The organism is Microvirga antarctica (assembly GCF_017921815.1).
GTDB lineage: Bacteria > Pseudomonadota > Alphaproteobacteria > Rhizobiales > Beijerinckiaceae > Microvirga > Microvirga antarctica.
In genome coordinates this window covers 529,523-555,132 of the sequence record NZ_JAGEMM010000002.1, presented here as the reverse complement: position 1 = coordinate 555,132, position 25,610 = coordinate 529,523, and the positions used below count along the sequence as shown (strand labels likewise).

At 63.4% G+C, this 25,610-nt stretch carries 20 protein-coding genes; 1 reads left to right on the top strand and 19 read right to left on the bottom strand.

Features of this window, described 5'->3' with window-relative positions:
- Positions 1-41: 41 nt before the first annotated feature.
- Positions 42-764 carry a GGDEF domain-containing protein gene (locus J4G32_RS09965; protein WP_210489357.1) on the bottom strand — a complete coding sequence of 241 codons (723 nt, stop codon included), beginning with the start codon at positions 762-764 and terminating at the stop codon, positions 42-44.
- A gap of 178 nt (positions 765-942) precedes the next feature.
- Here J4G32_RS09965 and J4G32_RS09960 point away from each other — a divergent pair, with 178 nt between their 5' ends.
- Positions 943-1,917: a hypothetical protein gene (locus J4G32_RS09960; protein ID WP_210489348.1), complete on the top strand. Its 975-nt coding sequence runs from the start codon at positions 943-945 to the stop codon at positions 1,915-1,917.
- Positions 1,918-1,945: 28 nt separating this feature from the next.
- Here J4G32_RS09960 and dnaE read toward each other — a convergent pair whose 3' ends face one another.
- From dnaE to nuoE, 18 genes are all read right to left on the bottom strand, one after another.
- A complete protein-coding gene (gene dnaE, locus J4G32_RS09955; protein WP_210489339.1) occupies positions 1,946-5,419 on the bottom strand; it encodes a DNA polymerase III subunit alpha in 3,474 nt (1,157 codons plus the stop codon).
- Between the two features lie 470 nt (positions 5,420-5,889).
- Positions 5,890-6,219 carry a DUF1330 domain-containing protein gene (locus tag J4G32_RS09950; protein ID WP_210489326.1) on the bottom strand — a complete coding sequence of 110 codons (330 nt, stop codon included), beginning with the start codon at positions 6,217-6,219 and terminating at the stop codon, positions 5,890-5,892.
- An 89-nt stretch (positions 6,220-6,308) separates the two neighbouring features.
- The gene (locus J4G32_RS09945; RefSeq protein WP_210489313.1) at positions 6,309-7,004 is read right to left on the bottom strand and encodes an ABC transporter ATP-binding protein; all 696 of its coding nucleotides are present in this window, start codon (positions 7,002-7,004) and stop codon (positions 6,309-6,311) included.
- Positions 7,005-7,008: 4 nt separating this feature from the next.
- Complete coding sequence (locus J4G32_RS09940; RefSeq protein WP_210489301.1) at positions 7,009-8,307, bottom strand: lipoprotein-releasing ABC transporter permease subunit; 1,299 nt, start codon at positions 8,305-8,307, stop codon at positions 7,009-7,011.
- 8 nt (positions 8,308-8,315) lie between these two features.
- Positions 8,316-9,644 carry a proline--tRNA ligase gene (proS, locus tag J4G32_RS09935; protein WP_210489268.1) on the bottom strand — a complete coding sequence of 443 codons (1,329 nt, stop codon included), beginning with the start codon at positions 9,642-9,644 and terminating at the stop codon, positions 8,316-8,318.
- A 480-nt stretch (positions 9,645-10,124) separates the two neighbouring features.
- Positions 10,125-10,460 carry a DUF1467 family protein gene (locus J4G32_RS09930; protein WP_210489257.1) on the bottom strand — a complete coding sequence of 112 codons (336 nt, stop codon included), beginning with the start codon at positions 10,458-10,460 and terminating at the stop codon, positions 10,125-10,127.
- 11 nt (positions 10,461-10,471) lie between these two features.
- Complete coding sequence (gene mce, locus J4G32_RS09925; protein ID WP_210489246.1) at positions 10,472-10,876, bottom strand: methylmalonyl-CoA epimerase; 405 nt, start codon at positions 10,874-10,876, stop codon at positions 10,472-10,474.
- A 52-nt stretch (positions 10,877-10,928) separates the two neighbouring features.
- Entirely contained in the window at positions 10,929-12,602 is a 1,674-nt protein-coding gene (locus J4G32_RS09920; protein WP_210489231.1) for a ribonuclease J, read from the bottom strand.
- A 3-nt stretch (positions 12,603-12,605) separates the two neighbouring features.
- Complete coding sequence (locus J4G32_RS09915; protein ID WP_210489224.1) at positions 12,606-13,430, bottom strand: biotin--[acetyl-CoA-carboxylase] ligase; 825 nt, start codon at positions 13,428-13,430, stop codon at positions 12,606-12,608.
- A 1-nt stretch (position 13,431) separates the two neighbouring features.
- Positions 13,432-14,871 carry an NADH-quinone oxidoreductase subunit NuoN gene (gene nuoN, locus J4G32_RS09910; RefSeq protein WP_210489203.1) on the bottom strand — a complete coding sequence of 480 codons (1,440 nt, stop codon included), beginning with the start codon at positions 14,869-14,871 and terminating at the stop codon, positions 13,432-13,434.
- 7 nt (positions 14,872-14,878) lie between these two features.
- Positions 14,879-18,430 carry an NADH-quinone oxidoreductase subunit L gene (nuoL, locus tag J4G32_RS21760; protein ID WP_246504937.1) on the bottom strand — a complete coding sequence of 1,184 codons (3,552 nt, stop codon included), beginning with the start codon at positions 18,428-18,430 and terminating at the stop codon, positions 14,879-14,881.
- 19 nt (positions 18,431-18,449) lie between these two features.
- On the bottom strand, positions 18,450-18,758 hold the full coding sequence (gene nuoK, locus J4G32_RS09895; RefSeq protein ID WP_210489176.1) for an NADH-quinone oxidoreductase subunit NuoK: 309 nt from the start codon (positions 18,756-18,758) through the stop codon (positions 18,450-18,452).
- 11 nt (positions 18,759-18,769) lie between these two features.
- Positions 18,770-19,381, bottom strand: a complete 612-nt coding sequence (locus J4G32_RS09890; RefSeq protein WP_210489162.1) for an NADH-quinone oxidoreductase subunit J — start codon at positions 19,379-19,381, stop codon at positions 18,770-18,772.
- Positions 19,382-19,580: 199 nt separating this feature from the next.
- On the bottom strand, positions 19,581-20,069 hold the full coding sequence (gene nuoI, locus J4G32_RS09885) for an NADH-quinone oxidoreductase subunit NuoI (RefSeq protein ID WP_210489149.1): 489 nt from the start codon (positions 20,067-20,069) through the stop codon (positions 19,581-19,583).
- A gap of 16 nt (positions 20,070-20,085) precedes the next feature.
- Positions 20,086-21,111, bottom strand: coding sequence for an NADH-quinone oxidoreductase subunit NuoH (nuoH, locus tag J4G32_RS09880; protein WP_210489130.1), 1,026 nt, complete (start codon positions 21,109-21,111; stop codon positions 20,086-20,088).
- 11 nt (positions 21,112-21,122) lie between these two features.
- Complete coding sequence (gene nuoG / locus J4G32_RS09875) at positions 21,123-23,201, bottom strand: NADH-quinone oxidoreductase subunit NuoG (protein ID WP_210489116.1); 2,079 nt, start codon at positions 23,199-23,201, stop codon at positions 21,123-21,125.
- Between the two features lie 9 nt (positions 23,202-23,210).
- Positions 23,211-24,512 carry an NADH-quinone oxidoreductase subunit NuoF gene (nuoF, locus tag J4G32_RS09870; RefSeq protein ID WP_210489101.1) on the bottom strand — a complete coding sequence of 434 codons (1,302 nt, stop codon included), beginning with the start codon at positions 24,510-24,512 and terminating at the stop codon, positions 23,211-23,213.
- A 14-nt stretch (positions 24,513-24,526) separates the two neighbouring features.
- Positions 24,527-25,588: an NADH-quinone oxidoreductase subunit NuoE gene (nuoE, locus tag J4G32_RS09865; protein ID WP_210489088.1), complete on the bottom strand. Its 1,062-nt coding sequence runs from the start codon at positions 25,586-25,588 to the stop codon at positions 24,527-24,529.
- Positions 25,589-25,610 lie beyond the last annotated feature (22 nt).

Below are 25,610 nucleotides of genomic sequence, written 5' to 3'. Positions count from 1 at the left end.
GGCTGGAGCAGTCGGACCGGTTTGGAAGTGGGTCTCCGGCGTCAAGACACGACCGTGTTGCGCCCGCGATCCTTCGCCTCGTAGAGATTTCGATCAGCGGCCCGCATGACCTGCGCAAAGGTCACGCCGCCTGCGGCGGCAGCAATCCCGATGCTGACCGTGAGAACGTGGCGCTGGCCCTGCGGCAATCCGAATGGCAGACGCTCGATGCGCTGCCGGATCCGATCGGCCAGGTCGGCGGCTTCTGGCAGGGAGGTTCCGGCGGGGAGATACACGGCAAACTCCTCGCCGCCAATTCGCCCGGCGAGATCGCCGTCTCGCAAAGACCCTGCAATCTCGTTCGAGATCGCCACGAGAGCCTCGTCGCCAACGGCATGCCCGTAGGTGTCATTCACGCTTTTGAAGTGATCGACATCGAGCAGGAGAAGGGCCCCTTCCGGAGCCGACTCGCGTCGGACGGCTCTGACCATCGTCAAGAATGCCTCTCGGTTCAGAAGCCCGGTCAGATGATCGACCGTGGCGCGGCGCTCGAGAAGCGTGTGCGCAGCCGACAATTCCGCCAAGGCGGACCTGAGCCGGTCATGCTGCCAGAAGATATAGAGGGCGGTCGGGAAGGCTGTGAGAACGGGCAGAATCGCATTCATGACGAACACGAACATCGTGAATGGCTGATTGTTCGACCAACGAGCTGCGAAAGACACGATCTGGCTCACGGCCACGATAGTCGCCGTGACCAGAAAGGCCTTCCAGATGGTCTTGAGCATTATCGGCCTTCCGATCTGATGGTCCGCGCCTTCTATCGACGCGTTGCGGAAGGCGCGCAAGCGGCAGGGGCCGGAGAGTCGTTCGTGAACCTGACGCACAACACCATGGCCGAGCGCGGATCTTCATTGCCTACGCGACGATCTGGCGATCGGGCGCACGATGGGCTAGTCAACAACGATGTTGCGCTGGACAGGCTTCATCCGGGTGTTCCTCGTCGCCATCGTGGCCGGCGTGGCGTCGGCGAGCGCGTTGTCGCTCCTGTCTGACCCCTACTGGGCGTTTCGGAGCGATCCTCCCTGGTTGCGGGGTTCTTACGCGACGAACCGTCTTCTCGATACGGATGGCCGACTGGCAAAGCCGCTGCAATTTATTCTGAGGCCGCCACCTGAGACGGTGCTGCTCGGGAGTTCGGTGATGTATCGCGGGCTCGATCCGTCCACGCTGCCGATATCCCGAACACCGGCGTACAATTTCGGTCTCTCGGCGCTCATGGCCTATGAATTGCCGACCCTCGCCCGGCTCATCGTCTCCCGGCCGAGCCCACGCACCATCGTGATCGGCCTGGACTATTTCTCCTTCACACGCTTTCCCCTCGCGGCGCCTCTCAGCCCGGATCTCGATACGCCTGGGGGCCGCGCGCTGTTCGTCACCAACCGGGTCCTGAGCTGGCGCAGCCTCAGCGGCATTGGGATCGCGTTCGGTGGAGAAACCTACGAGCCGGGGGGCTGGGCTCTCAACGGGTTTCGCCAAACACCCGACCGCGATGCGCGGCTGACGGCTCAGGATGACGGTCGCCAGTTGGACAACCTCCTGCCCTTTGAACCGACCGCTCTGGTTGGGCTCGATGAGGCGCTGTCGATACTGCGCGACCGCCACGTCGTCCTGTATCTCTCTCCCCTCAGCAACGCGCAGCGGCGGATCTTCGCCGCAAAAGGCCTCGAGGGCGATCTCGATCGCTGGCGCTCGGCCGTCGCCGCGAGCGCCGCGACCCATGGGGTGCCGTTCCACGATTTGACCGATGACCGTCAGTTTGACGACTTCGATCCCCAGGTCGGCTCATCGCCCTCGTGGTTCGACAACCTGCATTTCAAACCTGCTGTCGGGCAGTGGGTGGTCGACGCCATCGACGTCGCCGGATTAGACGCACGTTAGCACCGGGCCGGCACCCAGCCCGCCGCCGTCAATTCATGTGGACGTCGACCACCCCAGGCACGGCCCGGAGCGCGCCCGCGATCTGCGGGGAGGCCATGTATTTTCCGGGAAGCTTCACCTCGACCTCGCGATCCCCATCGTCGAGGATCAGCACCAAGGACACCTCGCCCTCGCCCTTTGCCTTCAGGCGTTCGAACACGCTGCCGATGGGCCGCTCGTCACGCAGGAAGATCCGCATTCCTTTCTGGTGCTTCGAGATCGCCTCCTCAAGAGGCTCAGCCATCCCGATCCGCGCGCGGACCTCATCGCCCTCGAGACCCGCGGTCACCATCAGCACGACGGCGCTGCCCGGCTCGAGGATCTCGCGGAAGCGCTGCAATCCTTCCGAGAACACGATCGCCTCGAAATGTCCGGTCTGATCGGACAGGGTGAGGATGCCCATCTTGTTGCCGGTCCGCGTGCGCCGCTCCTGCCGGTCGAGAACCGTCGCGGCGATCCGCCCGACGGAATTGCCGGCCTTCACGGACCGGCAGAACTCCGTCCAGGTCTGAACCCGTAACTTCTTCAGGAGATCGCCGTACTCGTCCAGGGGATGGCCCGAGATGAAAAATCCAACGGCGTCGTATTCGCGCTGAAGCTTCTCGGAAGCGGGCCATGGCTCGTAGGGCGGAATGCGCAGCTGAACGTCGGACGAGCCGACGCCGCCGAACATGTCGATCATCCCGCCATTGGCCGCCTCCACCGCCTGCTGGGCAAGGCTCATCATGGCGTCGATGGACGCGCTTGCCCTGGCGCGGTCTGGTTCGAGCTCGTCCAGTGCGCCCGCGGCGATCAGGTTCTCGAGCGTGCGCTTGTTGAGGGAGCGCGGATTGATGCGCCGTGCGAAATCCGCGAGGTCCTTGAAAGGCACATCGCCGCGGGCCTCCATCAACGCCTCGATCGCTTGCCGGCCGACGCCCTTCACGGCCGCAAGCGCATACAGGATCGCCCCCTGCCCTTCGGCATCGTAATGCACGTCGAACACGACGCCGGACCGGTTTACCGAGGGCGGCTCGACCTTCAACCCGAGCCGCTGGGCTTCGCGCCTGAATTCGGACAGCTTGTCGGTGTTGTCGAGGTCGAGCGTCATCGACGCCGCGAGGAATTCGACCGGATAGTTGGCTTTCAGGTAGGCCGTCTGGAAGGCGACGAGCGCGTAGGCTGCGGCATGACTCTTGTTGAAGCCGTAATCGGCGAATTTTGCCAGCAGATCGAAGATCTCGTTCGCATTGCCCTTGTCGAGGCCGCCCGCGATGGCGCCTGACACGAACCGCTCGCGCTGGTCGTCCATCTCCTTCTTGATCTTCTTGCCCATGGCCCGGCGCAGCAGGTCGGCGTCCCCGAGCGAATAGCCGGAGAGGACCTTGGCCACCTCCATGACCTGCTCCTGGTAGACGATGATGCCGAAGGTCTCGCGCAACACCGGCTCGAGCTTGGGGTGGGGATACCAGTGCTTCTTGTTGTGCTCGTCCTTGCCGAGCTTGCGCGCGCAATAGACCGGAATATTGGCCATGGGACCCGGCCGGTAGAGCGCCACGAGGGCGATGAGGTCCTCGAAACGGTCGGCCTCCATCTCCACCAGCGCCTTGCGCATGCCGGCGCTTTCCACCTGGAACACGCCGACCGTCTCGCCGCGGCACAGGGCCTCGTAAGACTTGGTGTCGTCGAGCGGGAGCGCCGACAGATCGATCTCGATTCCGCGGCGAAGGACGAGGTCGACCGCTGTCCGCAGCACGGTCAGTGTCTTCAGGCCGAGGAAGTCGAACTTCACCAGCCCCGCCTGCTCGACCCATTTCATGTTGTACTGGGTCACGCGCATCCCGGTCTTGGGATCGCGATAGAGCGGCACGAGCTCCTGCAACGGACGGTCGCCGATGACCACACCGGCAGCGTGGGTGGAGGCATGGCGGTGAAGCCCCTCGAGCTTCTGGGCGATGGTCAGCATGCGGGCAACGACAGGCTCCTCCTCGATGGCCGCCTGCAGCTTCGGCTCGCCTTCGATAGCCTGTTTGAGGGTGACCGGATTGGCCGGATTCTGCGGCACCAGCTTGGTGAGCTTGTCGACCTGCCCGTACGGCATTTCCAGCACACGGCCGACGTCGCGGATCACGCCGCGGGCCAGCAGCGTTCCGAAAGTGATGATCTGGGCGACCTGCTCCTCGCCGTAGCGCTTCTGCACATACTCGATGACACGCTCGCGGCCATCGACGCAGAAATCGATGTCGAAGTCGGGCATCGAGACGCGTTCCGGATTGAGAAACCGCTCGAAGAGCAGGCCGAACCGGAGCGGATCGAGATCCGTCACGGTGAGCGCGTAGGCCACCAGCGACCCGGCGCCGGAGCCACGGCCCGGACCGACGGGAATGTCGTTGTCCTTCGCCCATTTGATGAAATCGGCCACGATCAGGAAGTAACCGGGAAACTTCATGCGCTGGATGACGCCGATCTCGAAGGCGAGCCGGTCGTGGTAGTCCTGCTCGGTCAATCCGGGCGCCGTGCCGTGGGCCGCAAGGCGCAGCACAAGCCCCTCCTCGGCCTGCCGCTTCAGTTCCGCATCCTCATCGAGCGGGACAAGATCGGAATCCGTTCCGAACCGGGGCAGGATGGGCTTGCGGGTGGTCACGCGGGTTGAGCACCGCATGGCGATCTCGACGCTGGCCTGCAGCGCATCGGGCAGATCCGCGAACAGCTCCATCATCTGCCGGCGCGTCTTGAAATCATGCTGGGGCGACAGGCGGCGACGGCTGCCATCCGACACCACGCGGCCGCTGGAGATCGCGAGCAGCGCGTCATGCGCCTCGAAATCACCAGTGGCCGAAAAGAACGGTTCGTTGGTGGCGACGATCGGAAGGCTGTTGCGGTCCGCGAGCGCGATCAGCTCGGCTTCGACAAGACGTTGCTCGTCGAGTCCGTGGCGCTGAATTTCCACATAGAGCTGGTGCCCGAAGGCCTGCTTGAGAACGTCCAGCCGGGCCTGTGCCACGTCAGGACGGCCACTGTCGCGCAGTGCCAAATCGAGGGGGCCGGTCAACCCGCCGGTCAGCGCGATGAGACCCTCGCAATGGGCCGCCAGGGCCGTTGACGGAAGACTTGGCGCATCTCCCAGCGGCACGCCGAAATAGGCGCGGCTCACAAGCCGCATGAGATTGCGATAGCCCTCATCGGTCTGGGCGAGGAGGACGATATTGGGCGGCTGCGGCGGCAGCCGGATGGTCGGATCAGGCTCCTCGAAACACACCGAGAGCTGAACCCCGGCTATCGGCTGGATGCCGGAGCCTGCCAGTTTCTCGGAAAATTCGAGGGCGCCGAAGAGATTGTTGGTGTCCGTCAGAGCAAGGGCGGGCTGCTTGTCGGCCTTGGCCAGTTCCGCGAGCTTCCCGATCTTCAACGCCCCCTCGAGAAGCGAGTAGGAGGAGTGCACGTGAAGATGCACAAAACCGATATCTTGAAGAATGCGCGCCATGAAACCCCGACTCAGACAGGGGTCTGTTTTCGCATGCGGCGGACCGGCCTCGCCAGACCCGACACCGCCGAATATCGACGCATGCCCGGTTTGGTTGTGAATGAGGCGCGGAGCCTGTGAATTGCGGGATCAGGCAAAGGGCGAGAGCGCCAGCGCCCAGATGGCCACCATGCCGCCAAACAGAGCCAGAGAGGTGATTTCAGCCGTTGTTTCGAGAAGGATGCGAACCATGTCGGTATCTCCATGTTCCTGACATGTTCATTATTGTTCGCTGTATGTTCTGTGTAAAGCTGTGAATTGTTCGTCCGGCGCGGGGAGTCAATGAAAGCTTAACGCGACGGAAGGTCTGTGACGAAGGGGTCGGTGCAGCCTCTGGGCTATAACTCTCGCCGCTGCCGACGCGCTCGCCCTCGCCGACCCGGATACTTCTCGTGGTCAGAACCCGCCTCTCGGCGACTGCTTGCGTCGAATCAAGCGAGCCTGTCGAGAATATCCGTCGCGCGATGGTCGTCAGCGACGCCGTCGATCAGGATGACATCCGAGGTGGAGTGGTCGGTCCGCAAGCTCAGGATCGCCCGATAGGCGGGAGAGGCGTACCACGCCCGAGCCTCTTGCCGGCTCGGGAACTGGATGGCGACCAGATCGCCGGACCAGTCCCCTTCGAGCACCTCGACCGGATCGCCGTGGAGAACAAACCGGCCGCCAAAGGGCACCAGCGTCGAGTCGATCCGCCGGAGATATTCGACAATGGCGGGGCCGATCTCGACGTTGCGAAGGCGGGCAATGGCAAAGGTTGGCATGGGGACGGCTCCATCGTTCAGGCGATGGGCCAACTCTGCCTGTGTCACGCGATGGGCGCGATAACCTGTGAGGTCATTGGATTTGCGCTTCAGCGGAGCGGCACGATGAGGCCGTCCCGGATGGTCACCTGTCGATCCATCCGCGCGGCGAGGTCAAGATTGTGGGTGGCGATCAGCGCGGCGAGCTTGGAGGCGCGCACGATGGCGACCAGCGTCTGGAAGACCCGATCGGCCGTCGTTGGGTCGAGATTGCCGGTCGGCTCGTCTGCCAGGAGCAGGCGCGGGGCGTTGGCGACGGCGCGTGCGATGGCGACCCGCTGCTGCTCGCCGCCGGACAATTCCCCCGGCCGATGATCGAGGCGCTTGCCGAGCCCCAGGAAGGTCAACAACTGGCTCGCGCGCTGGCGTCCGTCAGCCTTGCTGTACCCCCGGATCAGTTGCGGGATCACGACGTTTTCAAGAGCCGAGAATTCAGGCAGGAGATGGTGGAACTGATAAATAAAACCGAGGTCCTCCCGACGGATCCGGGTCCGACCGGCATCGTCCATCGCCGCTGTCGGTAACCCGCCCACATAGACCTCGCCGCCATCCGGCTTTTCGAGCAGTCCTGCCACATGCAGGAGCGTGGACTTGCCGGTGCCAGAGGGCGCCACGAGAGCGACGATCTCGCCGGGCCAGATGGCAAGATCCGCCCCGCGCAACACCTCGAGGGAGCCCTCCCCTTGCGCGTAACGGCGTTCGACCTTGGAGAGGAAAAGAGCAGGCTGGGGCTGGCCGGAGGACATGATTCTATCCGTAACGAAGGGCTTCGACCGGGTCGAGCTTTGCGGCGCGCCAGGACGGATAGAGCGTGGCGAGGAGCGAGAGAACCATGGCCATCAGCAGGATCGTCAGCACTTCGGTCGGATTGACGTCGGCAGGAAGCCTGCTCAGAAAATAGAGCTCCGCCGGAAACAGGTTCGTGCTGGTGAGCCGCGAGATGAAGCTGCGGATGCTCTCCACATTGAGCGCGAGAAGCAGGCCGAGGGCAAAGCCCGCGATGGTTCCCACAATGCCAATCGACGCGCCGGTGATGAGGAACACCCGCATCACCGCCCCCTTGGTGGCTCCCATGGTGCGCAGGATCGCGATGTCGCTGGATTTGTCCTTCACCAGCATGATCAGCCCTGAAATGATGTTGAGCGCGGCCACCAGGACGATGAGGGTCAGGATGAGGAACATCACGTTACGCTCCACCTCGAGGGCGCCGAAAAAGGTTCGGTTGCGCTGGCGCCAGTCCGTCATCAGGATCGGTCGGCCGGCGGCGGTTTCGATGGCGGCGCGCGCCTCGTCGACCTTGTCGGCATCGTTGAGATAGACCTCGATCAACTGGACGTCGTCGGGACGGTTGAAATAGCTCTGCGCCTCCGCAAGCGGCATGTAGACGAAGGTCGAGTCGAATTCCGACATGCCGATCTCGAACACCGCCTTGACCGGGTAGCCCTTGATGCGGGGCGCCGTGCCGAAGGGTGTCGATGCGCCGCGCGGGGTGATCAGCGTGAAGGTGTCGCCGGCCTGCAGCGAGAGCGACTCGGCAAGCCGCCGCCCGATGGCGACGCCCTCCCCCTTGTCGAAATCCTCCAGCGTTCCCTGCTGGATATTGCCGGCAATGTGCTCGATCTTCTTCAGATCCTTGGCCCGCACGCCGCGCACCAGCACGCCGCTGCCGCTATATTGCGACGAGCCGAAGGCCTGGCCTTCCACGAGCGGCATGGCGCGTTTTACGCCGGGCGCCGCGGCGATCCGTTTGGCGACCGCATCGTAATCGGTCAGCGGCGTCTCGATGGGCGCCACGAAGATATGACCGTTGATGCCGACGATCTTGTCGAGGAGTTCCTTGCGGAATCCGTTCATCACCGACAGCACCACGATCAGCGTGGCGACGCCAAGCATGATGCCGAGAAACGAGAATCCGGCGATGACGGAGACGAACCCTTCCCGACGCCGCGTCCGCAGATACCGACCCGCGAGCATCCACTCGAAAAGCGAAAATGGCTTCGTGCCGGACGTCACCTTCGGGGCCGCTTTGGGGGCAGTCGATGCGGTCATTGGGCCGGTCAACGCGGCGCCGTCAGGCGCGCGACCACGTCGTCGAGCGGCACGACCTGTTTATCACCCGTCGCGCGGTGCTTCAGCTCGACAGTGCCGTCCGCCAGACCCTTCGGCCCGATGACCACCTGCCACGGAATGCCGATGAGATCTGCGGTTGCGAACTTGCCGCCCGGACGCTCGTCGCGATCATCGTAGAGCACGTCGCGGCCGGCCGCCGTGAGTTCGCGATAGATCCGGCCGCAGGCCTCGTCGGTGGCAGAATCCCCGGCCTTGAGGTTCAAGAGCGCGACGTCGAACGGCGCCACCGCTTCCGGCCAGATGATTCCGTTCTCATCATGACTGGCTTCAATGATCGCCGCGATCAGGCGGCTCGGCCCGATGCCGTAGGAGCCCATATGGACGTCGTGATCCTTGCCGTCGGGCCCCGTAACCTTGGCGCCCATGGGAGCGGAATACTTCGTTCCGAAATAGAAGATGTGGCCGACCTCGATGCCGCGCGCGGAGATCTTGCGGTCGTCGGGCATCGCCTCGAAGGCTGCGCCGTCGTGCATCTCGGAGGTGGCGGCATAAAGGGACGTCCACCGATCGACCAGGGCCTGGAGGCCGTCGCGACTGTCGAAATCGGTGTCGATGGCAGGCGTCTCGTAATCGAGATAATCCGCGTGGCAGAACACTTCGCTTTCGCCGGTCGATGCGAGAATGATGAATTCATGGCTGAGGTCGCCGCCGATGGGGCCGGTATCGGCGCGCATCGGGATCGCCTTCAGGCCCATGCGGGCGAAGGTGCGCAGGTAGGCCACGAACATCCGGTTGTAGGAATGCCGCGCGCCCTCCTGGTCGAGGTCGAACGAATACGCGTCTTTCATGAGGAATTCGCGCGAGCGCATCACGCCGAAGCGCGGCCTGACCTCATCGCGGAACTTCCATTGGATATGGTAGAGATTGAGCGGCAGGTCCTTGTAGGAACGCACGTAGCCGCGAAAGATCTCGGTGATCATCTCCTCGTTCGTCGGACCGAAGAGCATGTCGCGCTCATGACGATCCTTGATCCGCAGCATTTCCTTGCCATACGCATCGTAGCGGCCGGATTCGCGCCAGAGATCGGCTGACTGGATCGTCGGCATCAGCAATTCGACCGCGCCGGAACGGTTCTGCTCCTCGCGCACGATTGCGTTGACCTTGTTGAGCACGCGAAGACCCAGCGGAAGCCATGCGTAGATGCCTGCCGATTCCTGCCGGATCATGCCGGCGCGCAGCATGAGGCGATGCGAGACGATCTCCGCTTCCTTGGGGGTTTCGCGGAGGATGGGCAGAAAGAAACGGCTCAAACGCATGGAACGCCTTCAGAATCGAACAGGTTGGCGGAAACGGTGGGACACCGGACGCGACTCGCAACAGCACACAACACAGCCATCTCCGAAAAGACAAGCGCGGATCGACCTGCCGTGGAAGCGCGGCTCCTTCTAATACCAAAGATCAATACTGGTGGTGCCGAAAATTGCGTCAGGGGGTGCTCAAAAAAGATGACATCATCTGTCGGGACGTTTATGAAGAGAATACTAACCTCTAAAACCTTCCAAGGTCAGAGGAGACGGTCCGAGTTTCGGGAGGAAAAAGGTCCTCGTGCGCCTTTCAGGCGACGGCGTGAGAAAGCCAAGGATTAAAATTGCCAAAAGGCATGTTAGGCAAGGCGAAAGCCTTGCTTTTTCTTTTTTGAACTGCGTGATCCGGACACAGATAGACTTTAACCAGTCTTGCTATTGGATGCACAATCCCCCCGCTGCGCCGATTAAAACCTCGCAGGGGCGTAGCCCTTAAAGCCCAGCCAGGGGCAGGACGCCCGCGGCGAAAACAAGCACAAAAGCTGCGACCAAAGTCGTCCAGAGCGCCTTTTCACGTAGCGCAGGTGTTGCCGGCGCACCGGGCTCGCTGCCCGCCACCACCTCTCCGGCCTCCGCCTGGCTCTTCACGCCAAAGGGCAGGATGGCGAAGAGCAGCGTCCACCAGATGATGAAAAAGAGGGCAGTGCCGCCGCTGATGCGCAGGCCGAAGGCCGCGACGACGATGCCGATGGCAATGATCGAAACCACAAGGATCGCGCCGAGTGTGAGCCAGAGCGAGCCGGCGAGTGTCTTCAGGCATGTGACCATCGACTGATCCCTTACGCTTGCTCGAGTTCAACGAGCGTGCCGTTGAAATCCTTGGGATGAAGAAAAAGCACGGGCTTTCCATGGGCGCCAATCCGCGCTTCGCCCGAACCGAGCACGCGCGCCCCATCGCGGACCAGGCTCTCGCGGGCCGTGACGAGATCGGGGACCTCGTAGCAGATGTGGTGAATGCCCCCGTCAGGATTGCGCTCGAGAAATCGGCCGATCGGCGAGTCGGTGCCAAGGGGTTCGAGCAACTCGATCTTGGTATTCGGGAGGTTCACGAAGACGACCGTCACGCCGTGCTCGGGCAGTGGCTCGGGCGCCGAGACGTCGGCGCCCAGCGTATCGCGATAGAGGGCGGACGCTGCCGCCAAATCGCGAACGGCAATGGCCACGTGGTTGAGACGACCGATCATCAAGCTTCCTCAGTGCAACCTATTGGCGCGCCCGGGATAGGGCGCACCGGTTCTATACCTCAATGACGAGCACGTGACAGGCGGGCTTCTTGCCCCAGGCCTCGTTCACGGCCGACCGGACGGCCCGCTGGACCGCATTCTCAACCGCCTCGGCATCGCGCCTTTTCACCTTCGACAAGCCGTCGAGAAGATTGCCCACCACATCCGCGATGATGTCGGTGAGATCATGGCCCTTCCGGTTCTTCGAGGGCAGGCCCATGGTTTCCACCACAGGATCGCCCGCGATCTCGCCCTTCGCATCGATGGCGATGGCCACGGTCACGATGCCCGCGAAAGCGAGCTTGCGCCTCTCCGGCAGCGCACGTTCACCGCCCTCGATGACGATATTGCCGTCCTTGTAGAGCCGGCCGACCGGAACGCTGTCGATAATCTTGGCGGCCCCGGGAGCCAGACGGACGTAGGATCCGTTGCGGGCACGAACCACTTCGGGAACCCCGAGGCTCTCGGCGAGCTTGGCGTGTTCGGCCAGGTGCAACGCTTCGCCATGGGCGGGAATGGCGATGCGCGGCCGTGTCCATTCGTACATGCGCGCCAGCTCGCCCCGCCGCGGATGCCCGGACACATGGACCATCTCGGTGCGGTCCGTGATGACCTCGACTCCCTGCTCGATCAGGCTGTTGATGATGGCGCCCACCGCCTTCTCGTTCCCCGGGATCGTGCGCGACGAGAAGATGACCCGGTCCCCCTTCGAGAGAGCGATATCGGGATGCTCGTCCTGGGCAATCCGCGCCAATGCGGCCCTTGGCTCGCCCTGCGAGCCAGTCAGAAGGGCCACGACCTTGTCGCGGGGCAGGTAGCCGAACGTCTCGGGCGGCCGGAATTCCGGGATCCCCTCGAGGTAGCCGCAATCATCGGCCACGCCGGACGTGCGATCCATGGCGCGCCCCACCATCACGACCTCGCGGCCGCATTCCCGCGCCGCTTCGGCAACCGACCGGATGCGGGCGACGTTCGACGCGAAGGTGGTGATCGCCACGCGATAGGGCGCATCGCGGATCAACTCGGCAAGCCTCCGGGCGACATCAGCCTCGCTGGGGCTGGTGCCGTCGCGCACGACGTTGGTGGAATCGCAGATGAGGGCCAGCACGCCTTCATCGCCGAGGGCCCGGAACGTGTCCTCGGAGGTCAGGCTGCCGAGATAGGGCGTGTTGTCGAGCTTCCAGTCGCCCGTATGGACCACGAGGCCATGCGGGGTCCGGATCGCCAGCGCATTCGATTCGGGAATCGAATGGGCGACCGGGATATATTCCACATTGAACGGCCCGATCTGCAGCGGCTCGTGTGTCTTGATTTCCCGCAGGTCGATCTTTGGCGCACCGGCTTCAGAAAGCCGCCGCGTTTCCAGCAGGCCAATGGCAAATTTCGTCGCATAGACCGGAGCGCGAAGCCGCGGCCACAGCTCCACCAGCGCACCGATGTGATCTTCGTGCGCGTGGGTGATGAAGATACCGAGCAGGTTGTCGCGCTCGTCCTCAATGAATCGGAGGTCGGGATAGACCACGTCGATTCCGGGCAGGTGCTCCTCGCCGCCAAAGCCCATGCCGCAATCGACCAGGATCCACTTGCGGCGGTTCTCCGGTCCGAAGCCGTAGAGGGCGGCATTCATCCCGATCTCGCCGAGGCCGCCGAGCGGGACGAAAACGAGTTCATCATTGGGGGAATTCATCGATCAAAACCTTGTGGTGCCAGGCACTAAGCCGGCGCTATCTGATTGCAAATTGGGAAAATATAGGTCGCCTGCATCAATGAGCTCCACACCCGAGGAGCTTTTCAACCGAAGACGCCCGAAAGGATCGAGACCGTCGAAAGTACCATTCTTCTGACCGGAGGGGAGCCGCACTGCGACCTCCTGCCCGATCCCGGCAGCGCGCTCCAGCCAGAGGCGGCGAATGCCCGCGAAGGGATCGTCGGGCGAGTGGCGCGCCGCCGCGCGCCACGCCGAGAACGCTTCCGCGAAACGCGCGGAAAGCGCCGCAAACACCGATTCGGGCTCCAGCCGAGGCGCGATCTGGCGCAGAGCAGCCGTCGGATACGGCGCAGCGGCCGGAGATAGCGCCACGTTCACCCCGAACCCGATCACGATCGCCAGTTTCTGCGAAGGTCCCACCCGGTGCCCCTCGAGAAGAAGGCCCGACACCTTGGCTCCGTCAAGCAGAAGGTCGTTGGGCCATTTGAGGGCCAGGCGCGGAGCACCCCAGCCGATCACGGACTCGACGGCCTCATGCAGCGCCAACCCGGCAACGAACCCCAGCTGCGGCGCTGTCGCCGGCGGGCAAGGATCAACGAGCAGAAGGCTGGCATAAACATTCCCGGGAGGCGACGACCAGGTCCGGCCGTGGCGCCCCCTCCCCGCGCGCTGTTCCCGCGCGACAATCCACAACTGACCCGGATCACCCGCCTGCGCCGCGCGCACAGCGTCGTCGTTGGTGGATTCGGTCGCAGAGAGCGCGAGAAGCCTGTATCCGGCGGATTCTGTCTCGGGCGCTAGCTGCACGTCAGAACAAGGAGCGCGCGGCGGCGCCTGCGGCCGCTGTCAGCGGAGCGGGAATCAACACATAGAGCACCACGAACGCACTCGACAGCGCCAGTACGAACCGGACGCCGGACGGCATCGGATCGTAGGCTGCGACCGCCTCGTCGAAATACATGACCTTGACGATGCGCAGGTAGTAATAGGCACCCACCACGCTGGTGACGACGCCGATGACGGCGAGCGCGACGAGATTGGCCTGAATAGCCGCTGTGAAGATGGCGAATTTGGCAAAGAAACCCGCGAGCGGAGGAATGCCCGCCAGCGAAAACATCATCATGGCGAGACAGAACGCGATGACAGGGTGAGTTCGCGCCAATCCCGACAGATCATCGACCGTCTCGAACATGACATTGCCGCGGCGAAGGCTGAGAATGCACGCGAAGGTCCCCAGCGTCATGGCGAGATAGATCGCCATGTACACGGCCACGCCCTGAATGCCCTCCGGCGTGCCGGCGGCGAGTCCGATCAGCGCGTAGCCCACATTGCCGATGGACGAATAGGCCATCAGGCGCTTGATGTTGCGCTGTCCGATGGCGGCAAAGGAGCCAAGGACCATCGAGGCAATCGAGATGAAGACGATGATCTGCTGCCACTGGCCGATAATGCCCGGAAACGCGTCGATGAAGACCCGGGTCGCCATGGCCATGCCGGCCATCTTGGGGGCCGCCGCGAAAAAGGCCGTGACTGGCGTGGGCGCGCCTTCATAGACGTCGGGGGTCCACATGTGAAACGGCACGGCCGAAATCTTGAAGGCGATGCCGGCCGCAACGAAAACGAGACCGAAGATCACGCCAAATCCGGCATTCCCCTGAAGTGTCGCCGCGATCGTCGGAAACGAGACACTGCCGGTGAAGCCATAGACCAGCGATGCGCCGTAAAGCAGCATGCCCGACGAAAGCGCGCCGAGAACGAAGTATTTCAACCCCGCCTCGGTCGAGCGCACATTGTCCCGGTCGAAGGCCGCGATCACGTAGGACGACAGGCTGAGCAGTTCGAGACCGAGATACAGCGCGATCAGGTCGTTCGACGAGATCACCATCAGCATGCCGATGGTCGAGAGCAGAATCAGGATCGGATATTCGAAGCGGTCGATACCAGCCCGGCGCATGAAATCGATCGACAGGATGATGCCGCCCGCGGACGCCACCAAGGTCAGCGATTTCATGAACTTGGCGAAGGAATCGATGACGAAGGACCCGTTCATCGTCTCGATGCGGTCGGACGGCAGCATGAGGACGGCGATCAAGGCCGCCCCTATCAGCGCGAGCGCCAGAACGTTCATGATGCCCGAAGAGCGTTCGCCGCGGATCGCACCGAACAGGACGAGCACGAGCACCCCCACCGCGAGAATGATCTCGGGGAGGACCGGGGCGAAGGCGGGGATAGCGAGGGCGGAATTCATCGTGACCTCAGTGTGCGGCAAGCGCCGCAGTTTTCACGGTGTGGAGCGCGGCCTCGTAGCTCTTCATGAGAGCCTCCGTCGGCGCGGCGAACGCGTCGAGGATGGGAGCCGGCTGCACGCCGTAATAAATGACGAGCAGAACGAGAGGTGCGAGGATGAGAATCTCGCGGCTGTTGAGATCCGTGATGGTCTTGAGCTGCGGCTTGTCCAGCACCCCGAAGACGACCCGCCGATAGAGCCAAAGGGCGTAGGCGGCCGACAGGATCACGCCTGTCGTGGCGAGGAGCGACACGGTGGTGTTCGCCTGGAAAGCCCCCAAGAGCGTGAGGAATTCACCCACGAAACCCGAGGTCCCCGGCAGCCCCACATTGGCCATGGTGAAGATCATGAACGCGACGGCGTAAAGCGGCATACGCTCGACGAGGCCGCCGTAAGCCTTGATCTCGCGGGTATGGATGCGGTCGTAGACGACACCGACGCACAGGAACAGCGCGCCCGACACCAGTCCATGCGACACCATCTGGAACATGGCCCCCTGCACGCCCTGCGGGTTCATGCTGAACAGGCCCATGGTCACGAAGCCCATATGGGCGACCGACGAATAGGCGATGAGCTTCTTCATGTCGGTCTGCACCAGCGCCACAAGCGAGGTGTAGATGATCGCCACCACCGACAGCGCGAACACCATCGGGGCGAAATAGACCGACGCATCCGGGAACATCGGCAGCGACACCCGGATGAAGCCGTACCCGCCCATTTTCAGCAGAATGCCGGCCAGGATCACCGAGCCTGCCGTCGGCGCCTCCACGTGCGCGTCGGGAAGCCAGGTGTGGACAGGCCACATGGGCATTTTCACCGCGAACGAGGCGAAGAAGGCAAGCCACAGCCATGTCTGCAGGTTTGACGCGAACTTGAACTGGAGCAGCGTCGGGATGTCGGTGGTGCCGGCCGCCCAGTACATCGCCATGATGGCGAGCAGCATCAGCACCGAGCCGAGCAGCGTGAAGAGAAAGAACTTGAAGCTCGCATAGATCCGGCGTTTTCCGCCCCAGATGCCGATGATCAGGAACATCGGGATCAGGCCCGCCTCGAAGAACAGGTAGAAGAGCACGAGATCGAGCGACGCGAAGACGCCGATCATCGTCATCTCGAGGACGAGGAACGCGACGAAATATTCCTTGATCCGAGTCTGGATCGAATTCCACGAGGCCAGGATGCAGAACGGCATCAGGAACGTGGTGAGCAGGATGAACGGCAGCGAGAAACCATCGACGCCGAGCTTGAAGCGGATCGTGTCGGTGAGCCAGGCATGGCTCTCGACGAGCTGGAACGCCGCCGATCCGGTATCGAAGCGGTTCCAGGCGACGAGCGACAGGAGGAAGGTCAGGACGGTCGTGGCCAAAGCCGCCCAGCGGGCGTTGCCGTTTGCCGCTTCGCTGTCGCCGCGCAAGGTCAGGATGAAGGCTGCTCCCACCAGGGGGAGGAGAAGCAGGCCCGAGAGAATGCCGAACCCGAGCATTAATGTGCCCCCCCGGAAGAGATAGAAGGTGATGAACGCCGCCACGCCGATGAGCATCGCGAAGGCGTAATGGTAGACATATCCGGTCTGGACACGCACGACGCCGCGGGTGACGTCGAGAACACGCGCCGAGATCCCGTCAGGCCCGAGCCCATCGATGATGCGCTGGTCGCCCATCCGCCACAGGAAGCGCCCAACGGCGAGCGAGGGGCGAACGAAGATCGCGTCGTAGAGCTCGTCGAAATACCACTTGTTCAGCAGGAAGCGGTACAGCACCGGATGATCGGCTGCGAGCTGGACGGGCTTCTTGGCGTCGATGATGTACATGTAGACGGCGAGCAGAAACCCGAGCGCCATCATCAGGGTCGGGATCAGCGGCACCCAGCCCGGCAGATGATGCATGGTCTCGAGAATGTGGTTGTCAGGCCGCGTATAGATTGCGCCCTTCCAGAATTCTTCAGAACCCTCGCCGATGAACGCCCCGTGGAAGATGAGGCCGGCGACGAGTGCGCCCAGCGCCAAAACAGCGAGCGGCACGAGCATGACCAGCGGGCTCTCATGCGGCTTGTGGTCCCCGTGATGGGCGTGGTCGTGATCCGCGTGGGCAGCGGGCTCCACATCATGGTTATGGTCGTCATGCTCGACGCCTTCGTGGCTGCCGGCGGCATGGTGGTCATGGGCATGGCCACCGGCCCAGCGCGAGGGTCCCTCGAAGGTGAGGAAGAAGAGACGCCAGGAGTAGAACGAGGTCATGAAGGCGGCAACGACAGTCGCCACGAACGCGAAGGTCCCGGCGCTCGAATGGGCCGCGTAGGCCGCCTCGATGACCGCATCCTTCGAGTAATAGCCAGCCGTGAACGGAAAGCCGGTGAGCGCCAGCGTTCCGATCGCCATCATGGCGGTGGTGAAGGGGATGTATTTGCGAAGCGCGCCCATATTGCGCATGTCCTGCTCGTGATGCATCGCGTGGATGACCGAGCCGGCGCCAAGAAACAGGAGCGCCTTGAAGAAGGCATGCGTGAAGAGGTGGAAGACGCCCACTCCGTAGGCGCCGACGCCCAAAGCCACGAACATGTAGCCGAGCTGCGAACAGGTCGAGTAGGCGATCACGCGTTTGATGTCGTTTTGCACCAATCCGACGGTGGCGGCGAAGAAGGCCGTGATCCCGCCGATCACCGTCACGAAGGTCAGCGCGGTCGGCGCGTATTCGAAGACGGGCGACATCCGGGCGACCATGAAGACGCCCGCGGTCACCATCGTGGCCGCATGGATCAGCGCCGAGACCGGCGTCGGGCCTTCCATCGCGTCAGGCAACCAGGTGTGCAGGAGAAACTGGGCCGACTTGCCCATGGCGCCCATGAAGAGCAGCAGGGCGGCGACCGTCATCGCGTGCCATTCGTGGCCGAGGAAGACGAAGCGCTGATCGGCAAGCTCCGACACGCGCGGGAAGATCTGTTCGAAGGACACGCTCTTGAACAGCACGAACAGGGTAAAGATGCCGAGCAGGAAGCCGAAATCGCCGACGCGGTTGACGATGAACGCCTTCATGGCGGCCGCGTTGGCCGATTCCTTCTGATACCAGAATCCGATCAGCAGATACGAGGCAAGGCCCACCCCTTCCCACCCGAAGAACATCTGGACGAGGTTGTCGGCCGTCACCAGCATCAACATCGCGAAGGTGAACAGCGACAGATAGGCAAAGAACCGCGACCGGTGCGGGTCCTCGTGCATGTAGCCGATGGAATAGAGATGAACGAGGGCCGACACCGTATTGACGACGACGAGCATCACCACCGTCAGCGTATCGATGCGAAACGCCCAATCCACCACCAGATCGCCGACCGACATCCACTGGGCGATCTGGATGCGGGTCGCGCCAGAGCCGAAGCCGACCTGAAAGAACGCCACCCATGACAAGACCGCGGCCACGAACAGGAGCGCCGTCGTGACGATCTCGCTCGGGCGCGGTCCGAGGATCCGCCCGAACAGGCCTGCGATGAGGAAGCCGACGAGCGGCAGGAAGACGATTGCGTGATACATGTCGCGATACTTCTGGGCCTCAGCCCCTCATCATGTTGACGTCTTCAACCGCGATGGAGCCGCGGTTGCGATAGAACACCACCAGAATGGCAAGTCCGATTGCCGCCTCTGCCGCCGCGACGGTGAGAATCAGCAGCGCGAAGACCTGGCCGACGATGTCGTTCATATGCGTCGAGAACGCCACCATGTTGATGTTGACGGCGAGCAGGATCAGCTCGACCGACATCAGGATGACGATCACGTTCTTCCGGTTGAGGAAGATGCCGAAAACGCCCAGCGTGAACAGCAGAGCCGCGACGGTGAGATAGTGGCTTAGTCCGATGACCATCCCGTGTCTCCTTAAAGGCCCTGGCGGAAGGGAACTTTCCGCACCTGCACGTCCTGCGCGGTCCGGGCGTTCTGGACCGAGATGTTCTGCCGGCGCACGCCGACCCGGTCCCGCAGCGTCAGCACGATCGCCCCGATCATGGCCACGAGCAGGATCAGACCGGCGGCCTGGAAGAAGTAGAAATAACGGGTGTAGAGCACCTGCCCCAGCGCCTCGGTATTCGTCATGATGTCGGGTGACGGGATGGGAACCGACGGCGAGCGCACGAGGGCGGGATCGATGATGTAGGCGCCGATCACAAGAGTGATTTCGAGGAAGAACACCACGCCGATCAGCGCGCCAAAGGGGAGATATTGCAGGAATCCCTGCCGCAGTTCGGCGAAATCCACGTCGAGCATCATGGTGACGAACAGGAACAGGACCGCGACCGCCCCCACATAGACGATCACCAGGATCATCGCCAGGAACTCGGCCCCCATCATCAGAAAGAGCCCCGCCGCATTGACGAAGGCCAGGATGAGGAACAGCACGGATTGCACGGGATTGCGCGAGGCGATCACCATGAAACCGGACGCGACCGTGATCGTCGCGAAAAGATAGAAGAAGGCGGCGGTAACCGTCATGCTCAAGCTCAGGCCGCGCTGTGCGGCCCCCTTCCGACGTGACTGCCGGCACGTCGTCCGGTCGCCCGTCTATAGTGTTTCACGTCAAGCGGGACAACCCGCCCGACTTCTCTCATCCCTGCCCTCGCCGGGCCGGGATCTCGTCACGATCTGGCGCGCCCTTACCGGTCGGGCGGATTCTTACCGGTAGGGCGCATTCTTACCGGTAGGGCGCATTCTTGGCGATGTTCTGCGCGATCTCGCGCTCCCACCGGTCCCCGTTATCGAGAAGCTTGGCCTTATCGTAATAGAGCTCCTCGCGGGTCTCGACGGAGAATTCGAGATTCGGGCCTTCCACGATGGCGTCCACCGGGCAGGCCTCCTGGCAGAGGCCGCAATAGATGCACTTCACCATGTCGATGTCGTAGCGGGTGGTGCGGCGGGTGCCATCGTTGCGGCGGGGGCCGGCCTCGATGGTGATCGCCTGGGCCGGACAGATCGCCTCGCAGAGCTTGCAGGCAATGCAGCGCTCTTCCCCGTTGGGATAGCGACGCAAGGCATGCTCGCCCCGGAAGCGCGGCCCGCGATGGCCCATTTCGAACGGATAGTTGATCGTCGCCTTCGGTTTGAAGAAATACCGCATGGCGAGGACGAACCCCGTCACGAATTCCTTCAAGAGAAGCGATTGTGCGGCCTGACCGAGTTTCATCGCGATCGATCTCCTCTTATCGCATGCCCGGCGCAAGGCCGGTTGCCATGAGCACGGTGGCCACGATGACGACCATGGCGAGCGAAATCGGCAGGAACACCTTCCAGCCGAGGCGCATGAGCTGATCGTAACGGTAGCGGGGCACCATGGCCTTCGCCATGGCCATCATGAAGAACAGGAAGCTCGCCTTCAGGATAAACCAGATCACGCCCGGCACCCAGGTGAAGGGCGCGAAGGGAATCGGCGACAGCCAGCCGCCCAGGAACAGGATCGTCCCGATCGAGCACATGGTCATGATGGCCACGTACTCGCCCAGCATGAACAGCAGGTAGGGCGTGGACGAATATTCCACCATGTAGCCGGCCACAAGCTCGGATTCCGCTTCCGGCAGATCGAAGGGCGGGCGGTTGGTCTCCGCCATGGCGGAGATGAAGAACACCACGAACATCGGGAACAGCGGCAGCCAATACCAGCCGAGCAGGCCGAAGCTCGAATTCTGCGCCTCGACGATCTTCGACAGGTTCAGGGTCCCGGCGCACATGAGGACCGTCACGATCACGAAGCCGATGGACACCTCGTAGGAGACCATCTGGGCTGCGGATCGCAGGGCGCCGAGGAACGGATACTTCGAATTGGACGCCCAGCCGCCCATGATGACGCCGTAAACGCCCAGCGACGAGATCGCGAAGATATAGAGGATGCCCACATTGATGTCGGCGATGGCCCAGCCGGCATTGAGCGGGATGACCGCCCAGGCGGCCAGCGACAGCACGCAGAACAAGAGGGGCGCCAGCAGGAACATGCCCTTGTTGGCAGGCGCCGGAATGACCGGCTCCTTCAGGACGAACTTCAAGAGGTCGGCGAAGGATTGCAGCAATCCCCAGGGACCCACGACGTTCGGTCCGCGACGAAGCTGAACGGCGGCCCAGATCTTGCGGTCGGCGAGAAGCGCATAGGCGATGAAGATCAGCAGGGCGACGAGCAGCAACAGGCTCTTGCCCAGCATGATGGCGACGGCGAGGACGATATCTCCGAATTCCATGATCGGTCCTCTTACTCTGCGGCTTCAAGCCGGAGATTACGGGCAAGTGCGGAGCACTCGGCCATGACCTGCGACGACCGGGCGATCGGGTTCGTGAGATAGAAGTCCTTGACGGGACTTGTGAAAGCCTCGCGTCCAGGGCTTCCGCCAAGGGCCGCCAGCGCGTTGAGGCCGGCCGCGCCATCGCTCGGAGCGATGCTGTCGATGGCCGCAAAATGCGGATGTTCCGCATAAAGCCGCTGCCGCAGGGCGGCAAGCGAGTCGAATGGAAGGCGATGGCCGAGGACGTCCGACAGCGCGCGCAGAATGGCCCAGTCTTCGCGGGCATCGCCGGGCGCGAACGCCGCGCGATTGGCCATCTGCACCCGGCCTTCGGTGTTGACGTAGGTGCCGGACTTCTCCGTGTAAGTGGCGCCCGGCAGGATCACGTCGGCGCGGTGCGCGCCGCGATCGCCGTGGGTGCCCTGATAGATCACGAAGGCGCCCGGCGCGATGTCGACCTCATCCGCGCCGAGGTTGAACAGCACCTCGACCGCGCCGTCCGCCATCTCGCGGGCGCTCAATGCGCCCTCTCCCGGCACGAAACCGAGGTCGAGAGCGCCGACGCGCGAGGCGGCCGTGTGCAGGACCGAGAAGCCGTTCCACTCGTCGGACACCGCCCCGACGGTCACCGCCAGCTGCGCCGCGAGCGACAACACGGCAAGACCGTTGGCGCCCGCGTAGGCTCCGGGGCCGACGATGATCAGAGGCCGCTTCGCGCCCTTGAGGGTGTCGAGGAAGCTGTGGCGGCCGGCCGCCACATCGGCGAGGGTCTCGGCTCCGGCACCGAGATAAGCATAAGGATAGGTCAGATCGACCCGCTCGCCGATCAACGCGATCGGGGGCGGCGCCATGCGCCAGCGCTTGCGGATGCGCACGTTGACGAGGGAGGCCTCGATGCGGGGGTTGGAGCCCACGATCAGGATTGCGTCAGCCTCTTCGATGCCCGCGATCGTGGCGTTGAACAGATAGGACGCGCGGCCATGGGCCGGCGACATCTGGCTGCCATCCTGGCGCGCATCGATGTTGGCAACGCCGAGCGCCGTCATCAGGCTCTTCAAGGCGAAGAGATCCTCGACGGATGCGAGATCGCCCGCGATGGCGCCGATCTTGTTGCGGTGCGTGCCCTTGACCCGCTCCGCGATAGCGGCGAACGCCTGCGGCCAGGTGGCAACCTGCAGGCGTCCATCGACCCGCACGAACGGCCGGTCGAGACGCTGGAGGCGCAGGCCGTCGACGATATGGCGCGCCTTGTCGGTGATCCATTCCTCGTTCACCGCCTCGTTCACGCGGGGAAGGATCCGCATGACCTCGCGGCCGCGGGAATCGACACGGATGGACGAGCCAACCGCATCCATCACGTCCACGGAATCGGTCTTGCTCAATTCCCACGGCCGGTAGTGGAACGCCTCCGGCTTGTGGGTCAGCGCGCCCACCGGGCAGAGATCGGCCGCATTGGACTGAAGCTCGGACCCGAGCGCCTTTTCGAGATAGCTCGTGATCTCCATGTCCTCGCCGCGCCAGATCGCGCCGAGGTCCTCGACGCCCGCCACTTCCGTGGTGAAGCGAATGCAGCGGGTGCAATGGATGCACCGGTTCATCGAGGTCTTGATGAGCGGTCCGAGATACTTGTCGGGCACCGCCCGCTTGTTCTCGTGATAGCGGCTCGTGTCGACCCCATAGGCCATGGCCTGGTCCTGGAGGTCGCACTGGCCGCCCTGGTCGCAGATCGGGCAATCGAGCGGATGGTTGATGAGGAGGAACTCCATCACCCCTTCGCGCGCCTTCTTGACCGTCGACGATTTCGTCAGAATTTCGGGCGGCTCGCCGTTCGGGCCCGGACGACAGTCGCGCACACCCCAGGCGCAGGATGCCACCGGCTTGGGCGCGCCCTTCACCTCGACGAGGCACATGCGGCAATTGCCGGCGATCGACAGGCGTTCATGGAAGCAGAAACGCGGGATTTCCGCACCCGCCGCTTCGGCGGCCTGCAGCAGCGTGAATTCCGGCGGGACGTCGACCTCGACGCCATCAACGATGATTTTTGCCATCTCGCTTCTCTACTCCGCCGCCAGCATGACGGATTCGGAATGCGGGTTGGCCGCATAATCGTCGATCCGCTTTTCGATTTCATGCCTGAAGTGCCGGATCAGGCCCTGGACCGGCCATGCCGCCGCGTCGCCGAGCGCGCAGATGGTGTGGCCTTCGATCTGTGTCGACACTTCGAGCAGCATGTCGATCTCGCGCCGCTGGGCGCGACCTTCCGACATGCGGGTGAGGACACGCCACATCCAGCCGGTGCCTTCCCGGCATGGGGTGCACTGGCCACAGCTCTCGTGCTTGTAGAAATAGGAGATACGCGTGATCGCCCGCACAATATCCGTCGACTTGTCCATGACGATCACGGCCGCTGTGCCGAGGCCGGATTTGAGGTTCCGCAGCGTGTCGAAATCCATGTAGGCGTCCATGATCTCGTGCGCAGGAACGCATGGCACCGAGGACCCGCCGGGGATCACAGCCAGAAGGTTGTCCCAGCCGCCGCGAATGCCGCCGCAATGAGTGTCGATCAGTTCGCGGAACGTGAGACCCATGGCCTCTTCGACGTTGCACGGCTTCTCCACATGACCGGACACGCAGAACAGCTTGGTGCCGACATTGTTGGGCCGTCCGATGGCGGAGAACCACGACGCGCCACGCCGCAGGATCGTCCCCGCAACCGCGATCGACTCGACGTTGTTGACCGTCGTCGGGCAACCATAGAGGCCCATATTGGCCGGGAACGGCGGCTTGAGGCGCGGCATTCCCTTCTTGCCCTCGAGGCTTTCGAGCAGGGCCGTCTCCTCGCCGCAGATATAGGCGCCGGCGCCGTGATGCAGGTAAAGCTCAAACGGGAAGCCGTGGATGTTGTCCTGGCCGATCAGGCGCGCCTCATAGGCCTCGTCGATGGCCTTCTGCAGCGCATAACGCTCGGCGACGTACTCGCCGCGAATGTAGATATAGGCGGCGTTCGCGTTCATCGCGAAGGACGCGATGAGGCAACCCTCGATCAGCAGATGCGGGTCGTGCCGCATGATCTCCCGATCCTTGCAGGTGCCGGGCTCCGACTCGTCCGCATTGACCACGAGATAGCTCGGACGGCCGTCCGATTGCTTGGGCATGAACGACCACTTCATGCCGGTCGGGAAACCTGCGCCGCCCCGGCCGCGCAGGCCGGACTTCTTCATCTCGTCGATGATCCAGTCGCGGCCCTTTTCCAGCAGGAACTTCGTGCCGTCCCAGTTTCCGCGCATCTTGGCGGCCGCAAGGTCCGGCGACTGAAGGCCGTAGAGGTTTGTGAAGATACGATCTCTGTCCTGAAGCATGTCACATCACTCCGTCAGGACGGTTTCTTGGTGGGATCGACGACGACGTCCGGCTTGCTTTCGCTGCCGTCGCGGCGCGCAGGCGCGTCGGACGGCGGCGTTCCTGCAACGGGAGTGGTCGGGGCATCGGGTGTCGCCTGACCGCTGCCGGGTTTCGAGGGCGTCGCCCCGTAGGATTTGTCGCTCTGCGGCGTCGGCACCGCGCCTTTGGACGTCTGGTCCACCGAGGCTCGGGTCTGGTCCGCCGCATCCTTGCGCTCGGCAGCGCTGACAGGCGCGTCGCCTTCCTTGACGCGCTTGGCAGGCGTATCAGCCGATTCCGTACCGATCGCCCGACCGGCATCCGGCTTGGCGGGCTTCGGGTTGGCAGCGGCAGTCGCCGTCGCGTTGGCCGCTTCGCCGGTTTCCACCGCCTTGATGGCCTCTTCCTCGAACCGCTTGCGCCATGCCCCAACGACAGAGCCGTCGTAAAGGGCGGGATCGGTCAGGGTCTTGACCGCGTCGGCGGGCTCGGACGAGCGCCGACCGCTCTGAGGACCGGGCTTGACGGGCCGTCCAGCCGCCAGATCGTCCAGCAGTTTCTCAAAATTCTCAGGCGCTAGATCCTCATAATAATCATGATTGATCTGCACCATTGGCGCATTGCAGCAGGCGCCCAGACACTCGACCTCAAGCCACGAAAAGTTGCCGTCGGCCGACACATGGCTCTGCTCGCCAACGCGCCGCTCGAGGATCTTTTTGATCTCGCCCGCGCCCCGCAACGCGCAAGGCGTCGTCCCGCAGAACTGGATGAAATGCTTGCCCACCGGGTCGAGGTTGAACATCGTGTAGAAGGTTGCCACTTCCAGCACGCGGATATCGGGCATGTCGAGGCGCACCGCGATTGCTTCGATGGCCTTGCGCGGCAGCCAGCCGCCCGTCTGCTCCTGGGCGCGCCACAGCAGCGGAATCACCGCCGAGGCCTGTCGGCCGGGCGGATATTTGGCGATCTGCTCCTGCGCAAAGATCTCGTTCTCGGGCGAGAACGCGAAGCTCTTGGGCTGGATGTCATCGGGCGCGAGCCTACGAACGGCCATTCACTTTCTCCTCATCGCCCTG

Excerpts from the sequence above, each read along its gene's own strand:
- J4G32_RS09965 (WP_210489357.1), bottom strand. The coding sequence starts at position 764 with ATGCTCAAGACCATCTGGAAGGCCTTTCTGGTCACGGCGACTATCGTG.
- J4G32_RS09960 (WP_210489348.1), top strand. The coding sequence starts at position 943 with ATGTTGCGCTGGACAGGCTTCATCCGGGTGTTCCTCGTCGCCATCGTG.
- dnaE (WP_210489339.1), bottom strand. The coding sequence starts at position 5,419 with ATGGCGCGCATTCTTCAAGATATCGGTTTTGTGCATCTTCACGTGCAC.
- J4G32_RS09950 (WP_210489326.1), bottom strand. The coding sequence starts at position 6,219 with ATGCCAACCTTTGCCATTGCCCGCCTTCGCAACGTCGAGATCGGCCCC.
- J4G32_RS09945 (WP_210489313.1), bottom strand. The coding sequence starts at position 7,004 with ATGTCCTCCGGCCAGCCCCAGCCTGCTCTTTTCCTCTCCAAGGTCGAA.
- J4G32_RS09940 (WP_210489301.1), bottom strand. The coding sequence starts at position 8,307 with ATGACCGCATCGACTGCCCCCAAAGCGGCCCCGAAGGTGACGTCCGGC.
- proS (WP_210489268.1), bottom strand. The coding sequence starts at position 9,644 with ATGCGTTTGAGCCGTTTCTTTCTGCCCATCCTCCGCGAAACCCCCAAG.
- J4G32_RS09930 (WP_210489257.1), bottom strand. The coding sequence starts at position 10,460 with ATGGTCACATGCCTGAAGACACTCGCCGGCTCGCTCTGGCTCACACTC.
- mce (WP_210489246.1), bottom strand. The coding sequence starts at position 10,876 with ATGATCGGTCGTCTCAACCACGTGGCCATTGCCGTTCGCGATTTGGCG.
- J4G32_RS09920 (WP_210489231.1), bottom strand. The coding sequence starts at position 12,602 with ATGAATTCCCCCAATGATGAACTCGTTTTCGTCCCGCTCGGCGGCCTC.
- nuoN (WP_210489203.1), bottom strand. The coding sequence starts at position 14,871 with ATGAATTCCGCCCTCGCTATCCCCGCCTTCGCCCCGGTCCTCCCCGAG.
- nuoL (WP_246504937.1), bottom strand. The coding sequence starts at position 18,430 with ATGTATCACGCAATCGTCTTCCTGCCGCTCGTCGGCTTCCTCATCGCA.
- nuoK (WP_210489176.1), bottom strand. The coding sequence starts at position 18,758 with ATGGTCATCGGACTAAGCCACTATCTCACCGTCGCGGCTCTGCTGTTC.
- J4G32_RS09890 (WP_210489162.1), bottom strand. The coding sequence starts at position 19,381 with ATGACGGTTACCGCCGCCTTCTTCTATCTTTTCGCGACGATCACGGTC.
- nuoI (WP_210489149.1), bottom strand. The coding sequence starts at position 20,069 with ATGAAACTCGGTCAGGCCGCACAATCGCTTCTCTTGAAGGAATTCGTG.
- nuoH (WP_210489130.1), bottom strand. The coding sequence starts at position 21,111 with ATGGAATTCGGAGATATCGTCCTCGCCGTCGCCATCATGCTGGGCAAG.
- nuoG (WP_210489116.1), bottom strand. The coding sequence starts at position 23,201 with ATGGCAAAAATCATCGTTGATGGCGTCGAGGTCGACGTCCCGCCGGAA.
- nuoF (WP_210489101.1), bottom strand. The coding sequence starts at position 24,512 with ATGCTTCAGGACAGAGATCGTATCTTCACAAACCTCTACGGCCTTCAG.
- nuoE (WP_210489088.1), bottom strand. The coding sequence starts at position 25,588 with ATGGCCGTTCGTAGGCTCGCGCCCGATGACATCCAGCCCAAGAGCTTC.